Origin of the sequence: Phytohalomonas tamaricis (assembly GCF_003012345.1) — a bacterium.
GTDB classification, from domain to species: Bacteria; Pseudomonadota; Gammaproteobacteria; order Pseudomonadales; family Halomonadaceae; genus Phytohalomonas; species Phytohalomonas tamaricis.
In genome coordinates this window covers 223,884-241,726 of record NZ_PVRV01000024.1, presented here as the reverse complement: position 1 = coordinate 241,726, position 17,843 = coordinate 223,884, and the positions used below count along the sequence as shown (strand labels likewise).

The window sequence follows — 17,843 nt, the reverse complement described above, 5'->3', positions numbered from 1 at the left end:
GAGCGAATCAATCCAAAGCAGGCTTGGGCATTAATGCGAAGTTTTGGTTAATAATACACACTGGCTCAGTCTTATGAAAACATTATGGCAATTATATGAGTTCCATGAAGGCAAAGTATCTGATAAGTGGAGCTTGTATTTAAATGAATATGATAGACTGTTAAGCCCCTACCGGCAGGAAGATATTAATCTGCTGGAAATAGGTGTGCAAAACGGTGGGTCTCTAGAGATTTGGGCTAGTTATTTTTCCAAAGCGAATCATCTTGTTGGCTGCGATATTAATCCTGTCTGTTCAAAACTCGAATATAAAGATCCTCGTGTTACGGTTTTTATCGGTGATGCTGGTACTGTAACTACCCTAGAAAAAATAACTAAACTTTGCTCTCGATTCGATGTGATTATTGACGATGGGTCACACACTTCATCGAGCATTATTAGTAGTTTTATGCATTATTTTAATATACTAAATGATGATGGTGTCTACATTGTCGAGGATTTGCACTGTAGTTATTGGCAGGATTACGAGGGGGGGCTATATGCCCCTTGTTCTTCCGTTTCCTTTTTTAAGCAGTTAATAGATATTGTTAACTGTGATCATTGGGGAGTGGAGTCTAGACAGTCAGATATAATTACATCTTTTGAAAAGATTTACGGAATTTCATTTGATAACTTCCCGCTAAAAAATATCCATAGTATTGAATTTATTGATTCACTATGCGTTATAAAAAAGAGGAAGGCCGAGAAGAATTGTTTGGGCAGACGTATTATTGTAGGTGAAGAGGCGATAGTTGAAAGCAGTAATTTACCTCTAAAAGGATTACATGCAGAGGCCCCTGATCAAAACAATAATTATTGGTCATCTTGCGAACACCCAGTTATTGAATTAGAGAAGCTGAAGGGTACAATGCAAAAGCAGCAAAAAGATATTGAAGAACAGAATGATATAATATTAAAACAAAGGCAACTGATCTCGGACTATCAGGCTAAACTTGAATATCAGCAGAAAGAGCTGAGTGAACAACGTCATGAACTTGCAATAAAAGTCGATGAATCTGAAAGCCATCATAAAAATATAGAAAGTTTAAATCAGCAGCTAGCAGAGCATCGGCAAAGTTTAAGTGTCGCGAATGCAACGTTAGATTCATTAATTAACTCTGAAAGTTGGAAGATCACTGCACCTGCGAGATTCATCTCACGTCAAGTTAAAGAACATCATCTGATACAGTTTCTAAAGCGGTCTGTTCAAATGGGAGGCGGGTTAGGGCCTACTTTCAAAAGAGCATATAAGCTTTATCGTACGGAAGGATTGAATGGTATCCGGAGAGGCATTTATGCTGTTAAATCAGGCTCTATCATTCTTCCTGCAGCAGGTTCCGGGGAAGTAGATCGTAATGACTATGCTGAGTGGATCAGGCGCTACGACACAATTGATGAAAACAAGCGTATAAACATAAAGCAGACGATATCTGCCTGGGAAAGCTTGCCATTAATATCAGTCGTTATGCCTACCTATAATCCCAACCCGGAATGGTTGGCTGAGGCCATAGAGTCTGTGCAGAAACAACTCTATCCTAATTGGGAGCTGTGTATAGCAGATGATGCTTCTACTGACTCTAATGTGAGAAAAGTTCTTGATGAATACTCGAAAGAAGACCAACGAATAAAAGTAGCGTACAGAAAACAAAATGGTCATATATCTGAGAGTTCTAATACTGCACTTGAAATTGTAACAGGAGATTGGGTAGCGCTATTAGATCATGATGATATATTGCCTGAACATGCACTGTTTCATGTGGCTAGGACTATTATTAGTAATCCGGATGTGAAGTTAATATATTCGGATGAAGATAAAATCGATGAAAATGGCGAGAGGAAAATACCGTACTTCAAGTGTGATTGGAATAGAGACCTTTTCTATTCTCATAATATGATTAGCCATTTAGGTGTGTACTATAAGCCTATTGTTGATGAGATAGGTGGTTTCAGAAAGGGGTTCGAAGGGGCTCAGGACTATGATTTGGCGCTTCGTTTCATAGAAAAAATAAAAACAGAGCAGATTCATCATATTCCTCATGTGCTTTACCATTGGAGAGTGCATTCAGGAAGCACTTCTGGAACAACTGAAGCGAAGCCCTATGCTGTTGATGCGGGTGAGCGTGCCCTTAATGAACACTTTTCACGGCAAAACATTGCGGGCAGAGTCGAGCATATAAACATCGGGTATCGTGCTCATTATGATCTGCCTGACCCATTGCCTTTGGTAAGTTTAATTATTCCTACGCGCAATGCCCTTAACTTTGTCAAACAATGCGTAGAGAGCATTACTAAAAAAACAACTTATTCTAATTATGAAATAATTATTATTGATAATAACTCTGATGACCCTGATGCTCTTGCTTTTTTTGCAAAGCTTGCAAAAAAAGAGAGAATCCGAGTAATAAGGGACGAACGTCCTTTTAATTACTCAGCGTTAAATAATGCTGCTGTAGAAGAGGCGGCAGGAGAGTTTATTGGGTTAATTAATAATGATATAGAAGTTATCAGCCCCGATTGGCTATCTGAAATGGTCAGTTTGGCTTGTCAGCCCCAAGTAGGGGCCGTGGGGGCTCGCCTCCTTTATCCTAATAATACTGTTCAGCATGCTGGTGTTGTTGTTGGTATGGGGGGAGTTGCTTGCCACGCTCATAAGGATTTTCCTGATTTTCATTCTGGCTATTTTGGACGAGCAAAAGTTATAAACTCTTTCTCGGCGGTGACTGCAGCCTGCCTAGTGGTGAGTAAGAAAGCGTTTAAAGAAGTCGGTGGGCTTAATGAAACAGAATTAAAGATTGCCTTTAATGATGTAGATTTCTGTCTCAAGCTGCTTGAAGCAGGTTATAGGAATGTCTGGACGCCATATGCCGAGCTTTATCATCACGAGTCAGTTTCACGTGGCTATGAAGACACGCCTGAAAAGCAAGCTCGCTTTAATTCTGAGATAGACTATATGAAAAGCAGATGGGGGACCGATCATTATGTCGACCCTGCGTATAGCTTAAACCTTACGTTAAACAAGGAGGATTTTAGCCTTTCTTGGCCACCTAGAGTGTAAGATATGGCTTTATATAGAAAAGTAAAATAAATAAGCAATGGGATAGTAAAAACTGAATTAATTGGGTTGTTCCAATAAATAAAAAAGCCCAGCAGTGTTGCTGGGCTTTTACGGTTTTTAATTGGGCGATGTTAATGCTGTGTCTGGATTACGTAATTGATCTAATAATTTTGCCAATAAAAAACACGAATATATTATTAATAATACATCAGGTAAGTATAAAATGCGCGCGCCTGAAGCATAAACCGTCGGCGACAACGAAACAGCCATTACTAAGATAACAGAAAGAGAAAGTGGGCCTAATGATTTCAGTATGTCCTTGAAATTATTGGATATGTATAAGGCACAACAAGCCAATACCAGATAAAGTAAGATGGTGAGAGTATAAGAAAAAAATACTTTATAGTGATACCAGTTATTAGGGCTAATAAAACCAGCAAAGCCAAGCTTATCCGAGAAGTGGCCAAGATGCTCTTGGTTTAGCAGCACATTAAATGCAAAAATACCTAAGATAACCAATGCTAATGGCTTCAGTGACCATGCTCTATTAGTATTGAACGTTACAATTGCTGTAAGCACGGTGGCTAGAAGTATTATTCTATTGCCAGCATCATGTACATGACTGTTAAGCCGATCAAGCCCAAGCATAAGCTTTTCCTCGAGCCCCATGTAAGGGAACTCAGGAAGCCACCTGCTTTCAACTTGAAGGCGATGATAGTTACCAGGAGCGAAGAATAGAAAGCAGGCACTGATTATGCTTAATATCAGTATGATTAGTTCAAAGCCGATAGGCTGGCCTTGGCTTTTTCTGTAAACGGCAACAATACTCAATCCACCGATAAGCGCAATGGCAGCTTGTTCTTGTTGACAACAAACAATAGCAGCAATAACTGCAAAAGAGCGTACGAGAGTAGAAGACCGCCCTTTGTGAATTACAGTACTGAAACTAAAAAAGCCTAGCGAAACTGGAAGCAAGTAATTATAGAACCCGGTTACCCACCACTCTCCATCTTTCGCGACACTGCCGCTCATTAAAAGCATGAAGAAAACAACAGTTATTGTACCTATGTACATGGAAGTATGCTTTGATAAAGTCAATTTCCATACATAGTGACACATGATCAATAAGGATGCTGGAATAGCTAGTTTCCAGAATAAATGAAAGTTTATAGTACTGACCATGATAGCTTCAATTAAGGTTCTACCGCTCCATGCATTATATCTAAGCATCAAAAAGCTAAGCAGGTTATTATTTTTTAGAGCTTCTGAAAAGTATACATCATCTGCTATGTTTTGTAGTGATAATCCCTTAAATATCACTATAAATGTAAATATTAATATAACAAAGTAAATTGTTATTTGGCTAAAACGATTTGAGTTATTTGCACTCATAAACACCACCATAAGTTTTTCCATTAGAATCGTTTTTGATTATCAAGATTTCTATAGGATGATTAATATCATCTGGAATTATTCCTGAGGATGCGTTAAATCCTAACTTATTAACCGCATGATTAATGCTGAAATGGGTACTAACATCAGGTCGGGGGACAGTACGTGATCTTAATTTTAAATAGTTATCTTGGGTACTTTTGACAAAAATGTCGGTAGGGGTGTTTACCCTTTCTCCAACAATTAAAGCCCACCCTTTTACTAAGAGATGGTCGGATTTTACTTGACATTCATCAATGTGATATTTGAACTCACTACTTGATGCATCAAAATTAGGTACAGATTGATTTTCTAAGCGATTAGTTTTCACGTAGAAAAAAAATGGGATAGCGATTGCAAAGATCAAAGAGAGTACCATGATTAAGTTTATAGCTTTCTGTGGTATGGGATGATTAAGAAATGACATGAGATTGGCCAAATAACTGAATGAAAATGGGTAGGCTAAAATATAGCATAATATTATGCTTTTTATAAATAGCGAGCAAAATAAGTGCAGGTTAGCTGGTTACATGTGGACAGGATTCTCCTGCTGTTTGATAAACTTATAATTTAAATAAATCCTTGCTAATTTTATGCTTTTAATATATTTAAATACAATAAATGATAAGGCTCTCTGTATGATAGTCGTTAAAAATAGCTATATACAATTACCATTGTCGAGACGGCTTATGTTTAATTACCTTTAAGTAAAAGATGATCGTTGGATATTTTTTAACACTAATTTAGCGTATTGCATAATATACAACTCAAATTGTTTGCTGTTGCTATTTATTGTTGTTTTTTGTGTGGGAATGATCTTGGATGTTGTTTGATGTAGGGATAATATTAATTTAACCATTGATGATTCTGTTGTTATCCATTCAGTTTGAATTTTTCTTGCTTGTTTAATTGGCAAGTCGGAGTGTAATTTGTATAATTTAATACAGGAATGGCAATCTTAATCTAATGGATGAGTTCGTGACTATGAGAAGATAAAATGATGTAAACGTTGAATCTTTCAAATATTTTAGCGTTTATGAATTTATACTCAGTGTGAATTACTGATTGATTTACATGTTAGTCAAAAGAAAGATGAGTAATTTTAGTATATTAAGACTCTTTTGCTATTTAGATGCAGGCTGTTTCTCTAATATATTTTAAGCGCAGCAATTCACTTTATAAGGTTGTTTATGAGTACCCTTCTTTTTATTCATATACCCAAAACAGCTGGCACTAGCTTTAGGCTAGGAGCTGAAAGCTATTTTGGTAAAGACAAGGTTTGTTATGATTATACTGAACAGGCTCCGGAAACTTCAAGTTATGTTAGAAAGTGCATATATGAAAATAAGGATAAAAATGGTTTTTACAAAATAATTGAGAAGAATGACATTGCTCTTTTATGTGGGCATGTAGACTTAGATAAATATATCCATGGTATGGAATTAAATAATAGCATAACCTTTGTTCGTGATCCGCTTCAAAGAGTATTGTCGGAGTACAAGCACTTCGTAAGATTACATGGGTACAACGGAAAGTTTGAAGAATTTTATAAAAAGGATGATTTCGTTAACAAGCAAAGCAAAATGTTAAAAAATATTCCAATCCAAGCAATTGGATTTATAGGAATCACAGAAAGCTATGATAAAGATATTTCATTAATAAATAGAAAGTATGCGATTAGCATACCTTATATGGAAGCTAATATGGGGAAAGAACGTGTTAATGATACGTATGATTTTGACGAATTTCAGTTGGCAGAACTTAAGATATTAAACTCTAAGGATATTGAGCTTTATGAATTTTGTTTAAATGATCACAAAATAAGGGATAGTTTGCAGTCTCGAGGCTTACCCTATGTTCATGGTGCAATTACTGAAGTTAATTCTCAATATCTCCGAGGATGGGCATGGTTTGAAAATAGCGATAATGAGGTCGAAATTCAAGTTTTAATAAATGGTAGCGAAGTTGCATGTGTAAAGGCGGGAAAACCATGTGGTGAATTAATTGAGCTTAATCCTCCTAGGCATGGATACGTTGGGTTTAACGTTGATTTGGATAAAAAAGAGGGTGATGTAGTAGAATGCTATGTGCTTAAAACAGGTCAGAGAATTTCAAATCAAATTGTTTTTGGTTAATAGAATCGATTCGAATGATAGACATAGTTTTAGCTTTACATAATGGAGAAGATTTTATTAGCCATCAAATAGGATCTATTCTTGACCAGTCATGGCAAGAATGGAGAGTAATGGTTTCTGATGATGGCTCAAGTGATAGTTCATTAAAAATTGTTAGGGATTTTGAATGCGAATTTAATGGTAAGCTTGATCTATTTATAAATAGATCAAGCTTACATGGCGCAAAAAATAATTTTGCTTATTTGCTCAGCCTAACTAATGCTCCTTATATAATGTTCTGTGATCAGGATGATGTTTGGCTAAAATATAAAATAGAAGTAACTCTGCGCAAAATGCAGGAGTTGGAAGCGCTCCATCCGGATAAACCGGTGCTAGTCCACTCGGATCTTGAGGTGGTGGACGAGTCATTAAATCCTATTGCTTCTTCCATGTTCGACTATCAACGCCTGCCGCGTCATACTGTCGAGCTTCGTGAACTGATGGTGCAGAATAACATCACCGGTTGTACCGTCATGATTAATCGGCGGGCATTGGAAGTTTCGCTGCCTATCCCTGCCGAAGCTATCATGCATGACTGGTGGGTTGGATGTAAGGTATTGCAAAGTGGAGGGGTGATCGGCTTGGTGCCGGAAGCTCTGGTTAAGTATCGCCAACATGAGAATAATAGTGTTGGCTCAAAGCGGATCGGATTCAAATACTACTTCTCCAAGTTGATCGGAACCCGGGGGTATATACATTCTTTCTGGGCGATCTATCGGCAAGCCAAGGCTCTGGATCCTTCTGTTTCGGCTACTGCTCTTGTTTTTTGTAAAATTCGGCTAACGCTTAATAGACTGCTGGGTAAGCAGGATGGACTGGCTGAAACTAGATAGCCTCGGTAATGGATGACCCATCATGACAACAGTTGCCTACCATGCTTGCTGATGCTAAAGCATCTTCCTCTCGCGTTGCTTGTATCATTCCTACCCGTAATGGTGCTTCTGAACTTAAGAGGCTTTTAGATTCGCTGGCGCTTCAATCGTTAAGCGTGACTCCGCTTATAGTGGATTCAAGCTCAACGGATGGTACTCGGGAGCTTGTCGAAGCTAGAGGGTATAAAGTACTCAGCATTCCACAAGAACAATTCAACCATGGCGGCACGCGTCAAATGATGGTGGACCGCTTCCCTGACTATGACATCTACATATTCATGACGCAGGATGCCTATCTGGATAACGATCAAGCGCTTGCAGAGCTTATTGATCCTTTTAAAGATTCTACCGTTGGTGCAGTCTGTGGCCGGCAGTTGCCTCATGAAAATGCCTCTCTTTTAGCGCGTCATGCACGTTTGTTCAATTATCCGGCTAAGTCACGGGTTAAGGCGTTACAAGATGTTCCCGAGCTGGGAATCAAGACGGCATTCATGTCCAACTCTTTTGCTGCCTATCGTAGTGAAGCACTGCAAGAGGTTGGAGGATTTCCCACGTATGTAATTCTGGGCGAGGATGTCTTTGTAGCGGCCAGCATGCTGTTATCCGGCTGGAAAGTAGCTTATATAGCTGAAGCATGCTGTCGTCATTCGCATAACTATTCACTCATTGAAGAATGGCGACGCTATTTCGATATTGGTGTGTTTTATCATCGTGAGAGCTGGATCAATGAGAATTTTGGTGCCGCAGGTGGGGAAGGGCTTCGCTTTGTGCGTTCGGAACTAGCCTACTTAGGCTTGCGCCATTTTTATCTTTGGCCTAATGCATTACTGCGCAATGCGGGAAAATTGTTGGCTTATAAAGCAAGTCATAAAGAGAGATTTATTCCTACGGCAATCAAACGTCTGCTCAGTATGAATCGTCGTTTCTGGACATAGTTGGTTTCAAGTATATTCATATCATGAGCAATAGGTGAGCCGTGATAATCAGTCGTCGGCCATATTGAAAGCATCACATTAATTGAAGACTTCATGAGCCAAGATAATATTTCTGAATTATCTCAGGAGGCAGCGTTACCGCCTTCTGAAAAAGTCGTTCAATGGGCACTCGCGGCTATGGCTCAGCAGCAATGGGCACTTGCTGCTGAGCGCTGGGCGGTACTGCGACAAGCCTATCCCGAATTACCTGCGGTGTGGATACAGGCTGGCGCCTGTTGTCGGCATCTCGAACAATGGGAGACGTCTCAGTTCTTTTTGGAAACTGCTGTAGAACGCTTTCCGGATAATCCCTATGCATTACTGGAACTGGCTACACTTGAGCAGGCAAGAGACCGGCCGGTACGTGCAGGGCAGTTGCTTGAGCTGGCAAGACAGCGCTTCCCTAACCAGCTACCTGTATTGCTGAAGTCTGCTGATCATGCGCTCGATCAAAGCGATGATACGGTTGCGCTGGCTTATAATTCTGAAGCACGTAAAAAATATTCTGCCGATGTGACTCCTTGGGTGCAGTACGCGAATATTGCCATGAGGCAGCAGCAGTGGTCAGTGGCCCTGGAGCGATGGTCAGAAGTTCGCCAGCGGTTTCCTCAGCATCCGGCGGGTTATAACCGTGCAGCGGAAGCCGCTTCGCAACTTGGTGATGATCGCAAGGCTCGCCAGCTACTTCTCGCCCGTGAGTATGGACAAGAGTGGCTGGAGAGCTTTGAAAAGCCGGAAGAAGATCTGCAGATACTTGATAATAAAATATCCCCCCCCACACGCAGGCATTGGTTGGCATTTATCGATCTGGTCTGGACCAAAGCGCGGTTGAATCTTAAATCGGAAGCTAATCAAAACCATCTGCGCTATTTGTGGTGGATTATCGACCCAATGCTCTATATGGCAGTATTTTATTTAGTGTTTGGGCTACTACTACATCGTGGAGGAGGAGGAGATTTTATTGTCTTTCTGCTGACTGGTCTTGTGCCCTTCCAGTGGTTTGCAAAAACTGTACAGCAATCCTCCAACTCGATTGTTGCAGGTCAGGGATTGATGCATCAAGTGCGTATCTCGCCACTGTTTTTTCCTTTGGTTGGTGTGCTACAAAATACTGGTAAACAATTGCCTGTTTTTGCCTTGTTGCTTGGCTTTTTAACTTTGTATGGGCTGCCTCCCAACATCTACTGGTTGGCTTTTATTCCCATTGTTCTCTTGCAGTTCTTTCTAATGGCAATAGCCAGCTGTTTTGTCGCTATGCTCGTGCCATTCGTGCGTGATTTGAGTAATCTTATTCCAACAGGTATTCAGTTCATCTTATTTTGTAGCGGAGTATTCTATAGTCCCGATACCATTCCCGAACAGTGGCACTCACTCTTCTTTGCCAATCCTATGGCCAATATCCTTTATCAATACCGGAGAGTACTGATGGATCATCAATGGCCGGATTGGAGTGGTATGGGGTGGGTTCTGCTGGGTTGCTTGCTGGCTGGCGTTCTGTTGCTTTGGTTCTATAAGCGTGTAGAGGGTATTTTACCACGGGTGGTAGTGTAATGAGTGCCATACAATTAGATGTGTCGCCTGCTTCTCCAATTATTAAGCAAAAAGGTGAGGCTATCATTTCGCTGCAGAACGTAGGGGTTCGTTATAAGCAACGTGGCGGTTTGTTCCAGAAGTCACAGTACTACCAGGCATTAAAAGACTTGAACTTGGAGATTTACCGTGGCGAGACCCTGGGGGTTGTAGGTCGTAATGGGGCTGGAAAGTCAACCCTGCTCAAGCTGATCGCAGGTATTATCAAACCTGATAGTGGCTCTATTACTAATCACGGCGTTACAGTTTCACTGCTGGCATTGGGTGCTGGATTTGAGTCGGAACTTTCCGGAGTTGATAATGCTATTTTGGGTGGCATGCTGTTAGGTTATCGGCGTGCGCAGATCGAGGCTCGCCTTGAGGATATTCGTGAGTTTGCCGAGTTGGGCGATTTTATGGATCAGCCCGTTAAGACGTATTCTACCGGTATGCGCTCACGGCTGGGTTTTGCAGTCGCGATGTACATGACGCCAGATGTATTACTGCTAGATGAAGTGCTAAGCGTAGGCGACCAGCATTTTCGCAAGAAAGCTGAGGCAGAAATGATGAAGAAACTTCATTCTGATCAAACGGTATTGCTGGTATCTCACTCTGAAGACCAAATAAAGCGAGTCTGTGATCGTAAGATTGCGCTTTAAGCGTTCTGGAATAGGAGAGTTAGGCATCACTGTCTTTATTATCTTGTTTTTAATAGTTAACACTATTTAGTAAATGATATGTGTTTATTGAAAAGATGCGCTGAGTGATACCATACATACTATGGCTATACCGATTAAAACGATTTCTGGCTTTACGCCATATTCACATTTGGCTGCGCGTCTTGCTGATGCCTCTGCAATTATTATTGGTGGGTTCATAGCTTATTTGATGCGCTTTGACTCTGTCTATGACATGGTCGAGCGTTATCAATGGATGATGCTCTTTGGCACGCTACTCGGGATGATTATTTTTTCAGGCAGTGGTGTTTACCGGTCATGGCGGGGAGCTGTAAGAGTTGAATTAGTAGTGCGTATTGCTCACAGTTTTGCAATATTGGCTGCAATTATCTTTACCTATCTTTATTTTTCAAAAACTGGCGCACGTTTTTCACGCTTGTGGTTGGTATATTGGTTGCTTTACTCTTTCGTACTAAGTGTGGGTATTCGCACGGTTGCTTATCCCATACTTAACCGCTTACGTCGGCGAGGTAAGAATCGTAAAAGTGTAGCTTTAGTGGGGGATCTGGAGTCTTGTCAAACCGCTATAGCGCGTATGCGAACAGTACCATCGGTCGGGTTTGATATCGTGCGCGTTCGGTTGATGGACGCTTCTCAATGTGGCGAAATATCTATATCAGACTGTAGGCCCTTTGATAGCACTTTAGACAATAATCTTCAAACAGATGAAGTCTGGATATGCTTACCTCTTTCGAGGGGAGCAGCTGCTGAAGAGGTGTTATATTGTTTACGGCATTCCATGGTAAACATACGTTATATGCCTGATATGCAAGGTTTGCGTCTTCTTAATCACGATATATCTACAGTGGGTGGACTGTATTTATTGGATATGAGTTGTAGCCCGATGAGTGGGCCATCTCATTTTATTAAGCTTATAGAAGACAAATTTATTTCCATATTTATACTATTATTAACTTTTCCTTTGCTGATTTGTATCGCACTGATGGTGAAAGTTTCGTCACGTGGACCGGTTTTCTATCGTCAGGAGCGTATGAGCTGGAATGGAAAACCCTTCCAAATGCTGAAGTTTCGTACGATGCCAGTTGATAGTGAGAAAGATGGTATCTCTTGGGGGCAGGCCAAGTTCAAAAAGACAACTTCCATAGGGAAGTGGTTACGTCGTACAAGCTTGGATGAGTTGCCTCAATTCATTAATGTACTTAAAGGTGAAATGTCAATCGTTGGGCCTCGTCCTGAGCGCACCATCTTTGTTGAACATTTCAAGGATGAAATTCCTGGTTACATGCAAAAGCATATGGTGAATGCAGGCATTACGGGATGGGCACAGGTTAATGGATGGCGTGGCGATACAGACTTAAAAAAGCGTATTGAGTATGATCTTTGGTATATCGAAAACTGGTCAGTATGGCTTGATTTTAAGATAATTTTCTTAACCATATTTAAAGGTTTGTTAGGTAAGAATGCATATTGAATATTATATTTTTATTGAAAGCTTTTTTAAAAGTCTGAGAGAAGTAATTTGTCTCGGGCTTTTTTATTTTTAAATCAGTAGTTGGTAATAGCTTTAATGTTCAGGTTTGTGATTTTTTATATCTTTTAAACGCCAGACTCTGCATAGATTCAATGTGGCTTTGTTCTGTAGGGTAGGGTAGTTAATCGCTGAACCTAATAAGTTGATTGCTCAAATACCGAAGAGCATAAATTTCGCATAGCGCCTGGCTAGAATAATTACTTGCTGCTTGACGGCTAAATTCCGAACGTATGTCAATTCAAGGGAATGAATATGAACGAGCTGATCTCGCTAGTGGTACCCGTGAAGGACGAAGAAGATGCGATCGACCCGTTCCTTGAGGCCATTACCGATACACTTTTCAATCAGTCCTTTGCGCTCGAAATTCTATTTGTCGATGATGGGTCAACCGACAGAACCATCGCAAAGCTGGAGGAAGCTGCTGAGCGCGATTCCCGAGTTCGCTATTTGAAGCTGTCGCGCAACTTCGGCAAGGAACCGGCGATGTCGGCGGGGCTTGATTATGCAACAGGTGATGCCGTCGTCCCGATGGATGTCGACCTTCAAGATCCGCCTGAACTGATTATCGAGTTCGTGCGGTTGTGGCGGGAGGGCTACGACACGGTTTATGGCGTACGCAGTTCCCGTGATGAGGACACCAAGCGTAAACGCGCTTCGGCAGGCATGTTCTATCGTCTGTTCAACAGCATTTCCCATACGCCTATCCCGAGCAATGCCGGTGATTTCCGTCTCCTCGATAGACGGGTCGTTGAGGCGCTGAAGCGTTTGCCTGAGCGTAATCGCTTTATGAAGGGGTTGTTCTCCTGGCCAGGCTACCGCTCGGTTGGGGTGCCATATGCTCGCCCCGCGCGTCAGCACGGCACGACGAAGTTCAACTACTGGAAACTATGGAACTTTGCTCTCGATGGTTTTACAGGCTTCTCTACCATTCCGTTACGGGTCTGGACCTATGTGGGCGGTATAGTGGCGGTGGTCAGCCTGCTTTACATGCTGATTATCATTCTTAAAACAATAATATTTGGCGTTGAAATGCCGGGTTATGCTTCGTTGATGTCTGCGGTGTTGTTTCTGGGGGCGATGCAGCTGATCTCGATTGGCGTGTTGGGGGAATATATTGGCCGGCTGTTCATCGAGTCCAAGCGGCGGCCGCTCTATCTTGTTGAGCACGATAGCAAAATGCCCGGTTCTTCTCCCGTCGGCGCAAAGCACATGTCTGAACAGGCGCAGGAGTCAGCATCGTAATGGCAGAGTCGATTAAGCAGGAAGTCGGCAAGCTGGTCAGGTTCGGGCTGGTGGGTGGCGGGGCGACGTTTGTTCATCTGGGCGTCGCTTGGACGCTGCTTTATTTCTTCCAGTCGTGGTCACCCTTAGTCGTCAACCTTATTGCCTTCCTGGTAGCGTTCTCGTTTTCCTATTTAGGTCATCGTCACTTCACATTCAAGAGTGAAGGCAACGTGATCAAGTTTTTCGTCATTGCCTTTGCTGGTTTTGCGCTTAATAATGGCTTGTTGGCCATTCTGTTAAGCGTAACCGATCTTCCCGATTATGTGGCTTTGACCATTACTACACTCTTGGTGCCATTGGTGTCTTATTTTGCTGCTCGCCTATGGGCATTCAAGTAACTACTAGCATCTGAGACTTGAATCGAGTTGACGCAGGCGAGTAAACGTGGCAAGATGCACGCAGTTGGTTAGCAAGTTGTATATCGTCAGTTGTGATCGATTTATTCGGTAGCCTGGTGCATATTTCCTTGTTTTACCCACTGTATCTCGGGTAACACCCGGCAAACGTATAAAGCGCTTTTTAGCGTGTAAGGATATCGAAAATGGCAACTGGCACAGTTAAGTGGTTTAACGACAGCAAAGGTTTTGGCTTCATTTCTCCTGCTGACGGTGGCGATGATCTCTTCGCTCATTTCTCTGAAATTCAAGCTGACGGTTTCAAATCTCTGCAGGAAGGTCAAACAGTTTCGTTTGACGTGACTCAGGGCAAAAAAGGCCTTCAGGCTGCAAACATCAAGCCCGTCTAACATCTAGTTAGCTACGAGCTTTCGAACCGTAAGGTTTCGAGCACCAAGGCCCGCTTATGCGGGCCTTGGTGTTTTTGCGTTTTAGGTGCTGTTTTTTGTTTCTGTCTGATAAATTAAAATCATGCCATGTTGCTGGCATGCCTTCATGCGTCACTTCTTCGCTTTATTCGCATGCCTAGCATTGCTCTTACCCCACCTTTCCCAGGGCGAATATCCCCCAGTGCCTTGGCATCTTGCAGCATCCTGTTCTTCAACTGGGTTTGACCTGAAAGCGTCGCATGAGTCTTAGGGGCAGTTTCTTCCCTGCTGCTGTGGCGTTGATTGCGCAGTTTCGGGTTCATTTCCATTAGCGTATCGATGTGAGCGCCGAAGTAAGGATGAACTGAGGTAATGGGTGGCTGATAGTCCAGCGTAATTTCTGCTTCGGGCAGCATCGTACCTTTCTCAGCCTCGACAATGCGGCGTAGTGCCTCGTTCATGACCAAGAGATATTTTGCCCGCGAGGCTGCGGTATAAAGCATATTGAGTTCTAATTGACGATGCGCTGACGAGCACGTGGCATCAGTGGCTACGTCGAGCTCGAAATCGTTGGCAAGAACGACCCGTTCAAACTCAAGCCCCTTGGCACGGCTGACGGTTGTCAGCGTTACATCTCGCCGCGGTGGGGCTTGGTCGCTATGCTGCATCATGGCATTTTGCCGCTCGCGTTCTTCCCACGTCAGTTGGTTGATCAGGCGAGGCAAGTCGATGTTGCGATGAGCTTTGACTAAAGCAATCAATTGAAGGCTTTCATTATCGCCGTTACGTTCGAAATCACGTTGCGCATCGTCCAGGCAGTTATACTTGGCGCGAATATGCTTTCGTATCTGATGAAAGGGGTGGTTGTCACTCTCCAGGGATAAATTGCTGCGTGCGCATTGGTCAAGCCAGGCCAAGTCGCGAAGCAGGGCAATATTGTAGGCATAGATACCATCAATCCAGGCTAACTGTTTGCCGGCCAGCTTGAGTGAGACCGCCTCACTGAGCACTCCCGTAAGCGTGCGTGCAATCAAGGTGTAATGCAGTCCTTGCTGTTCCAGCGAGAAACGCCCGCTGTCTTCAAGTCGTGACGTTCCCAGGCCTTCAATGCGTTGGGTAACTCGGCCGTCACGTGCGGTGAGAATAGCGCTGAGAGCGGCAGCAACGGAGGCGCCGAAGCGATAGGAGTGACGAAGCTCAAGATTGATGGCGTTGCGTAGCAGGGGATGGTCCAGCCCTTGAGCAGGAGCGATGACACTTCTGATTTCCTGATTCGGATCACCGATAAACACCAGCAATTGTGGCTGGCGGGCAAGGAAGTCGAGTACTACCTCTGGTGCATCCTGCGCTTCTTCAAGAATAAGAATATCGGAATCGCCAAACTGGGTGATGCGCTGGCTCTTGCCGCTGGGCTCTGTTTCCGCATCAGCTCGCGCATTGACGTAGACTGGCTCCGCTAGTGCCCAAAGCTTGATCATCGCATCGAAAGTGAGCGGTACGGCGCTGTCATAGGCATCACGTTGGCGCTGCCAGAGTTCAAGCGTGGCGTCAACGATGCGTTTTTGTTCGCCTGCCTGCCATGCCTGTTTGTCTTCCGGCAGTTCAGGGAGATGATCTTCCCATAGATAGCTCTGACCGCTCAGATGAAAGCGTTCCAGTGTAAGACGTACCAGGCGGGCATCGCGGTAGCCGATGCCGAGCTGCTCAGTGACGGTGCTTAACGCAAGGCGATGATGAATGCCGCTATTATCTATCTTGCGGCTATAGCTATGCTTGAGAAAGTCATGGGCCAAGGCGTGCAGGGTACGTACCAGCACATTGGCAGGTAGCGCGCCTTGGGCACGCTGAATGATGTTACGACTGAAGCACATGAACACGATGCGTCTGTCGCCCAGCGCTCGCGCCAGTTCGGTGATGGTGACGGTCTTGCCGGCGCCTGCCACAGCCGGAATGCGGAACAAGCCTCGCACGCGCTCGTTGCCTTCGCTGTCGAGCGCCTTGAGGATGGCCTCGATAATGTGGCGTTGCTCTTCGGACAAAACCATGCGCGAACCTATCAACGGATATGGAAGGCGTCATGATACGCGTTGCCACAGGGAATTGAGACAGGTTGAGCCCCGGCAGTGAATAATTTCCTCCCGAGGCCCAACAGACGCCAACACCATCGCTTTATATATGTGTTCTATCAGACGGTGCCACGTGTGGCGGTGTAGAGGGTGTAGATCGAGCGGCTGGCCGTCATCAGCAGGCGGTGACGATTTTCGCCAACGAAGCAGACGTTAGAGCACTGCTCGGGCAGCACGATCGATCCCAGTCGCTGACCGTTCGGATCGAACACCACCACGCCATTGGCGCCTTTACTTTTGCCTGCGCTGCTGGCCCACAGGTTGCCATGCATGTCGCAGACGATGCCATCATGCGTTGCGTCCTTGTTGGTATAAAAGATCTGCTTGTTGCTGAGCTGCTTGCCGTTATCGGCAACGTCCCAGACATGAATCTGTGAGGTGTAATCGTCGGTACTCTCGGTATCGCAGGCGAACAGCCGTTTATGGTCTGCCGATAGCGCAACCCCGTTGGGGCGTGCCAATGATTCATCGAGCACAATGGGTGCCTGAAGCGAGTCGTCAATGTAATAGATGCGCGTAGGCAGCTCCATTGTGCGGGCGCGCCCCTCGTAATCGACTCGTGCTCCATAGCCGGGATCGGTAAAGATGATACCGCCGCCAGGCAGGGCCACCAGATCATTAGGAGCATTCAAGGGTTTGCCATCGACGTGGCTGGCTAGCGTCGTGATGCTGCCGTCCCACTCATAGCGCACCACCCTTGATGGGAAATGCTCACAGCTCACCTGACGGCCATGATCATCAAAGGTATTGCCGTTGGAATAGCCTACCTTCTCGCGTAATACGCTGACCTGGCCGCTGACTTCATCCCAACGCATCTGGCGTTGACGAGGAATGTCACTGAATACCGCATAGCGTCCTACTGCATTCCAGGCCGGGCCTTCGAGCCACAACCCTTCAGTATAGTGACGTTCCAATGGGGTATTGCCAATCATGAGTTCCTCGAAGCCGGACTGGTCGATCTGCCAGGCGGGGTCGGGGTAGCCTCGGGGCGCGTTGAAATCATCGTATCGAGGCTCAGCCTGCCCGACGCCCGGGAGGGCAACAGCGCCTAGCGCTGCGGTGCCAGCGATCAGGAAGCGACGTCTGGACAATTCCTTGTGTGGCCGGGGAGCGGATAAGGGCGTGGTTGGCGTATCTATTGCGTTGTTATTCATGACTATTCTCACTTGGTTGAGGCTGGCGTACTGCAGCGCAGGCCACATGCTTACTTAACGTATGCCGAATAGCTTTTTCCTGCCGTATGAATGGTGCATCAGTCGACCAAAGTCTATTAACTCTGAGCTTGTGTAAATGTCGGACATAAGCGAAGGTAAAGATCGACTTTTGGAGT

14 protein-coding genes are annotated in these 17,843 nt (G+C 44.1%); 10 read left to right on the top strand and 4 right to left on the bottom strand.

Translation table 11 applies throughout. From position 1 onward, the window contains the following. The first annotated feature begins 73 nt into the window (after window positions 1-73). On the top strand, window positions 74-3,091 hold the full coding sequence (locus C3Z11_RS16930; RefSeq protein ID WP_158701057.1) for a glycosyltransferase: 3,018 nt from the start codon (window positions 74-76) through the stop codon (window positions 3,089-3,091). Between the two features lie 117 nt (window positions 3,092-3,208). On the opposite strand, the gene C3Z11_RS14920 is transcribed toward C3Z11_RS16930, so the two are convergent. Further along, the gene (locus C3Z11_RS14920) at window positions 3,209-4,507 is read right to left on the bottom strand and encodes a hypothetical protein (protein ID WP_158701056.1); all 1,299 of its coding nucleotides are present in this window, start codon (window positions 4,505-4,507) and stop codon (window positions 3,209-3,211) included. Then, on the bottom strand, window positions 4,470-4,949 hold the full coding sequence (locus C3Z11_RS16925) for a hypothetical protein (RefSeq protein ID WP_158701055.1): 480 nt from the start codon (window positions 4,947-4,949) through the stop codon (window positions 4,470-4,472). Before C3Z11_RS16925 ends, C3Z11_RS14920 begins: the two co-directional genes overlap by 38 nt. Window positions 4,950-5,712: 763 nt before the next feature. On the opposite strand from C3Z11_RS16925, the gene C3Z11_RS14915 reads away from it, so the two are divergent. The 9 genes from C3Z11_RS14915 (at window position 5,713) to C3Z11_RS14875 (ending at window position 14,369) form a co-directional block, all read left to right on the top strand. Then, entirely contained in the window at window positions 5,713-6,657 is a 945-nt protein-coding gene (locus C3Z11_RS14915; RefSeq protein ID WP_106478745.1) for a sulfotransferase family protein, read from the top strand. Window positions 6,658-6,671: 14 nt separating this feature from the next. Continuing rightward, window positions 6,672-7,529 carry a glycosyltransferase gene (locus C3Z11_RS14910; RefSeq protein ID WP_106478744.1) on the top strand — a complete coding sequence of 286 codons (858 nt, stop codon included), beginning with the start codon at window positions 6,672-6,674 and terminating at the stop codon, window positions 7,527-7,529. 41 nt (window positions 7,530-7,570) lie between these two features. Beyond that, the gene (locus tag C3Z11_RS14905; RefSeq protein ID WP_106478743.1) at window positions 7,571-8,503 is read left to right on the top strand and encodes a glycosyltransferase; all 933 of its coding nucleotides are present in this window, start codon (window positions 7,571-7,573) and stop codon (window positions 8,501-8,503) included. Window positions 8,504-8,596: 93 nt separating this feature from the next. Beyond that, window positions 8,597-10,093: an ABC transporter permease gene (locus tag C3Z11_RS14900; RefSeq protein ID WP_262927426.1), complete on the top strand. Its 1,497-nt coding sequence runs from the start codon at window positions 8,597-8,599 to the stop codon at window positions 10,091-10,093. Then, window positions 10,093-10,770: an ABC transporter ATP-binding protein gene (locus tag C3Z11_RS14895; RefSeq protein ID WP_106478742.1), complete on the top strand. Its 678-nt coding sequence runs from the start codon at window positions 10,093-10,095 to the stop codon at window positions 10,768-10,770. The genes C3Z11_RS14900 and C3Z11_RS14895 overlap by 1 nt, the downstream gene beginning before the upstream one ends. Window positions 10,771-10,891: 121 nt before the next feature. Further along, window positions 10,892-12,280, top strand: coding sequence for an undecaprenyl-phosphate glucose phosphotransferase (locus C3Z11_RS14890; protein ID WP_106478741.1), 1,389 nt, complete (start codon window positions 10,892-10,894; stop codon window positions 12,278-12,280). Window positions 12,281-12,592: 312 nt separating this feature from the next. Further along, on the top strand, window positions 12,593-13,582 hold the full coding sequence (locus tag C3Z11_RS14885; protein ID WP_262927425.1) for a glycosyltransferase family 2 protein: 990 nt from the start codon (window positions 12,593-12,595) through the stop codon (window positions 13,580-13,582). Further along, window positions 13,582-13,962 carry a GtrA family protein gene (locus tag C3Z11_RS14880; protein WP_106478739.1) on the top strand — a complete coding sequence of 127 codons (381 nt, stop codon included), beginning with the start codon at window positions 13,582-13,584 and terminating at the stop codon, window positions 13,960-13,962. Before C3Z11_RS14885 ends, C3Z11_RS14880 begins: the two co-directional genes overlap by 1 nt. A gap of 203 nt (window positions 13,963-14,165) precedes the next feature. Continuing rightward, window positions 14,166-14,369 (top strand): cold-shock protein, encoded by a 204-nt coding sequence (locus C3Z11_RS14875; protein WP_106478738.1) that lies wholly within the window; start codon window positions 14,166-14,168, stop codon window positions 14,367-14,369. Window positions 14,370-14,512: 143 nt separating this feature from the next. On the opposite strand, the gene C3Z11_RS14870 is transcribed toward C3Z11_RS14875, so the two are convergent. Next, window positions 14,513-16,432 (bottom strand): ATP-binding domain-containing protein, encoded by a 1,920-nt coding sequence (locus C3Z11_RS14870; RefSeq protein ID WP_106478737.1) that lies wholly within the window; start codon window positions 16,430-16,432, stop codon window positions 14,513-14,515. 140 nt (window positions 16,433-16,572) lie between these two features. Beyond that, window positions 16,573-17,667: an SMP-30/gluconolactonase/LRE family protein gene (locus C3Z11_RS14865; protein ID WP_106479062.1), complete on the bottom strand. Its 1,095-nt coding sequence runs from the start codon at window positions 17,665-17,667 to the stop codon at window positions 16,573-16,575. Window positions 17,668-17,843 lie beyond the last annotated feature (176 nt).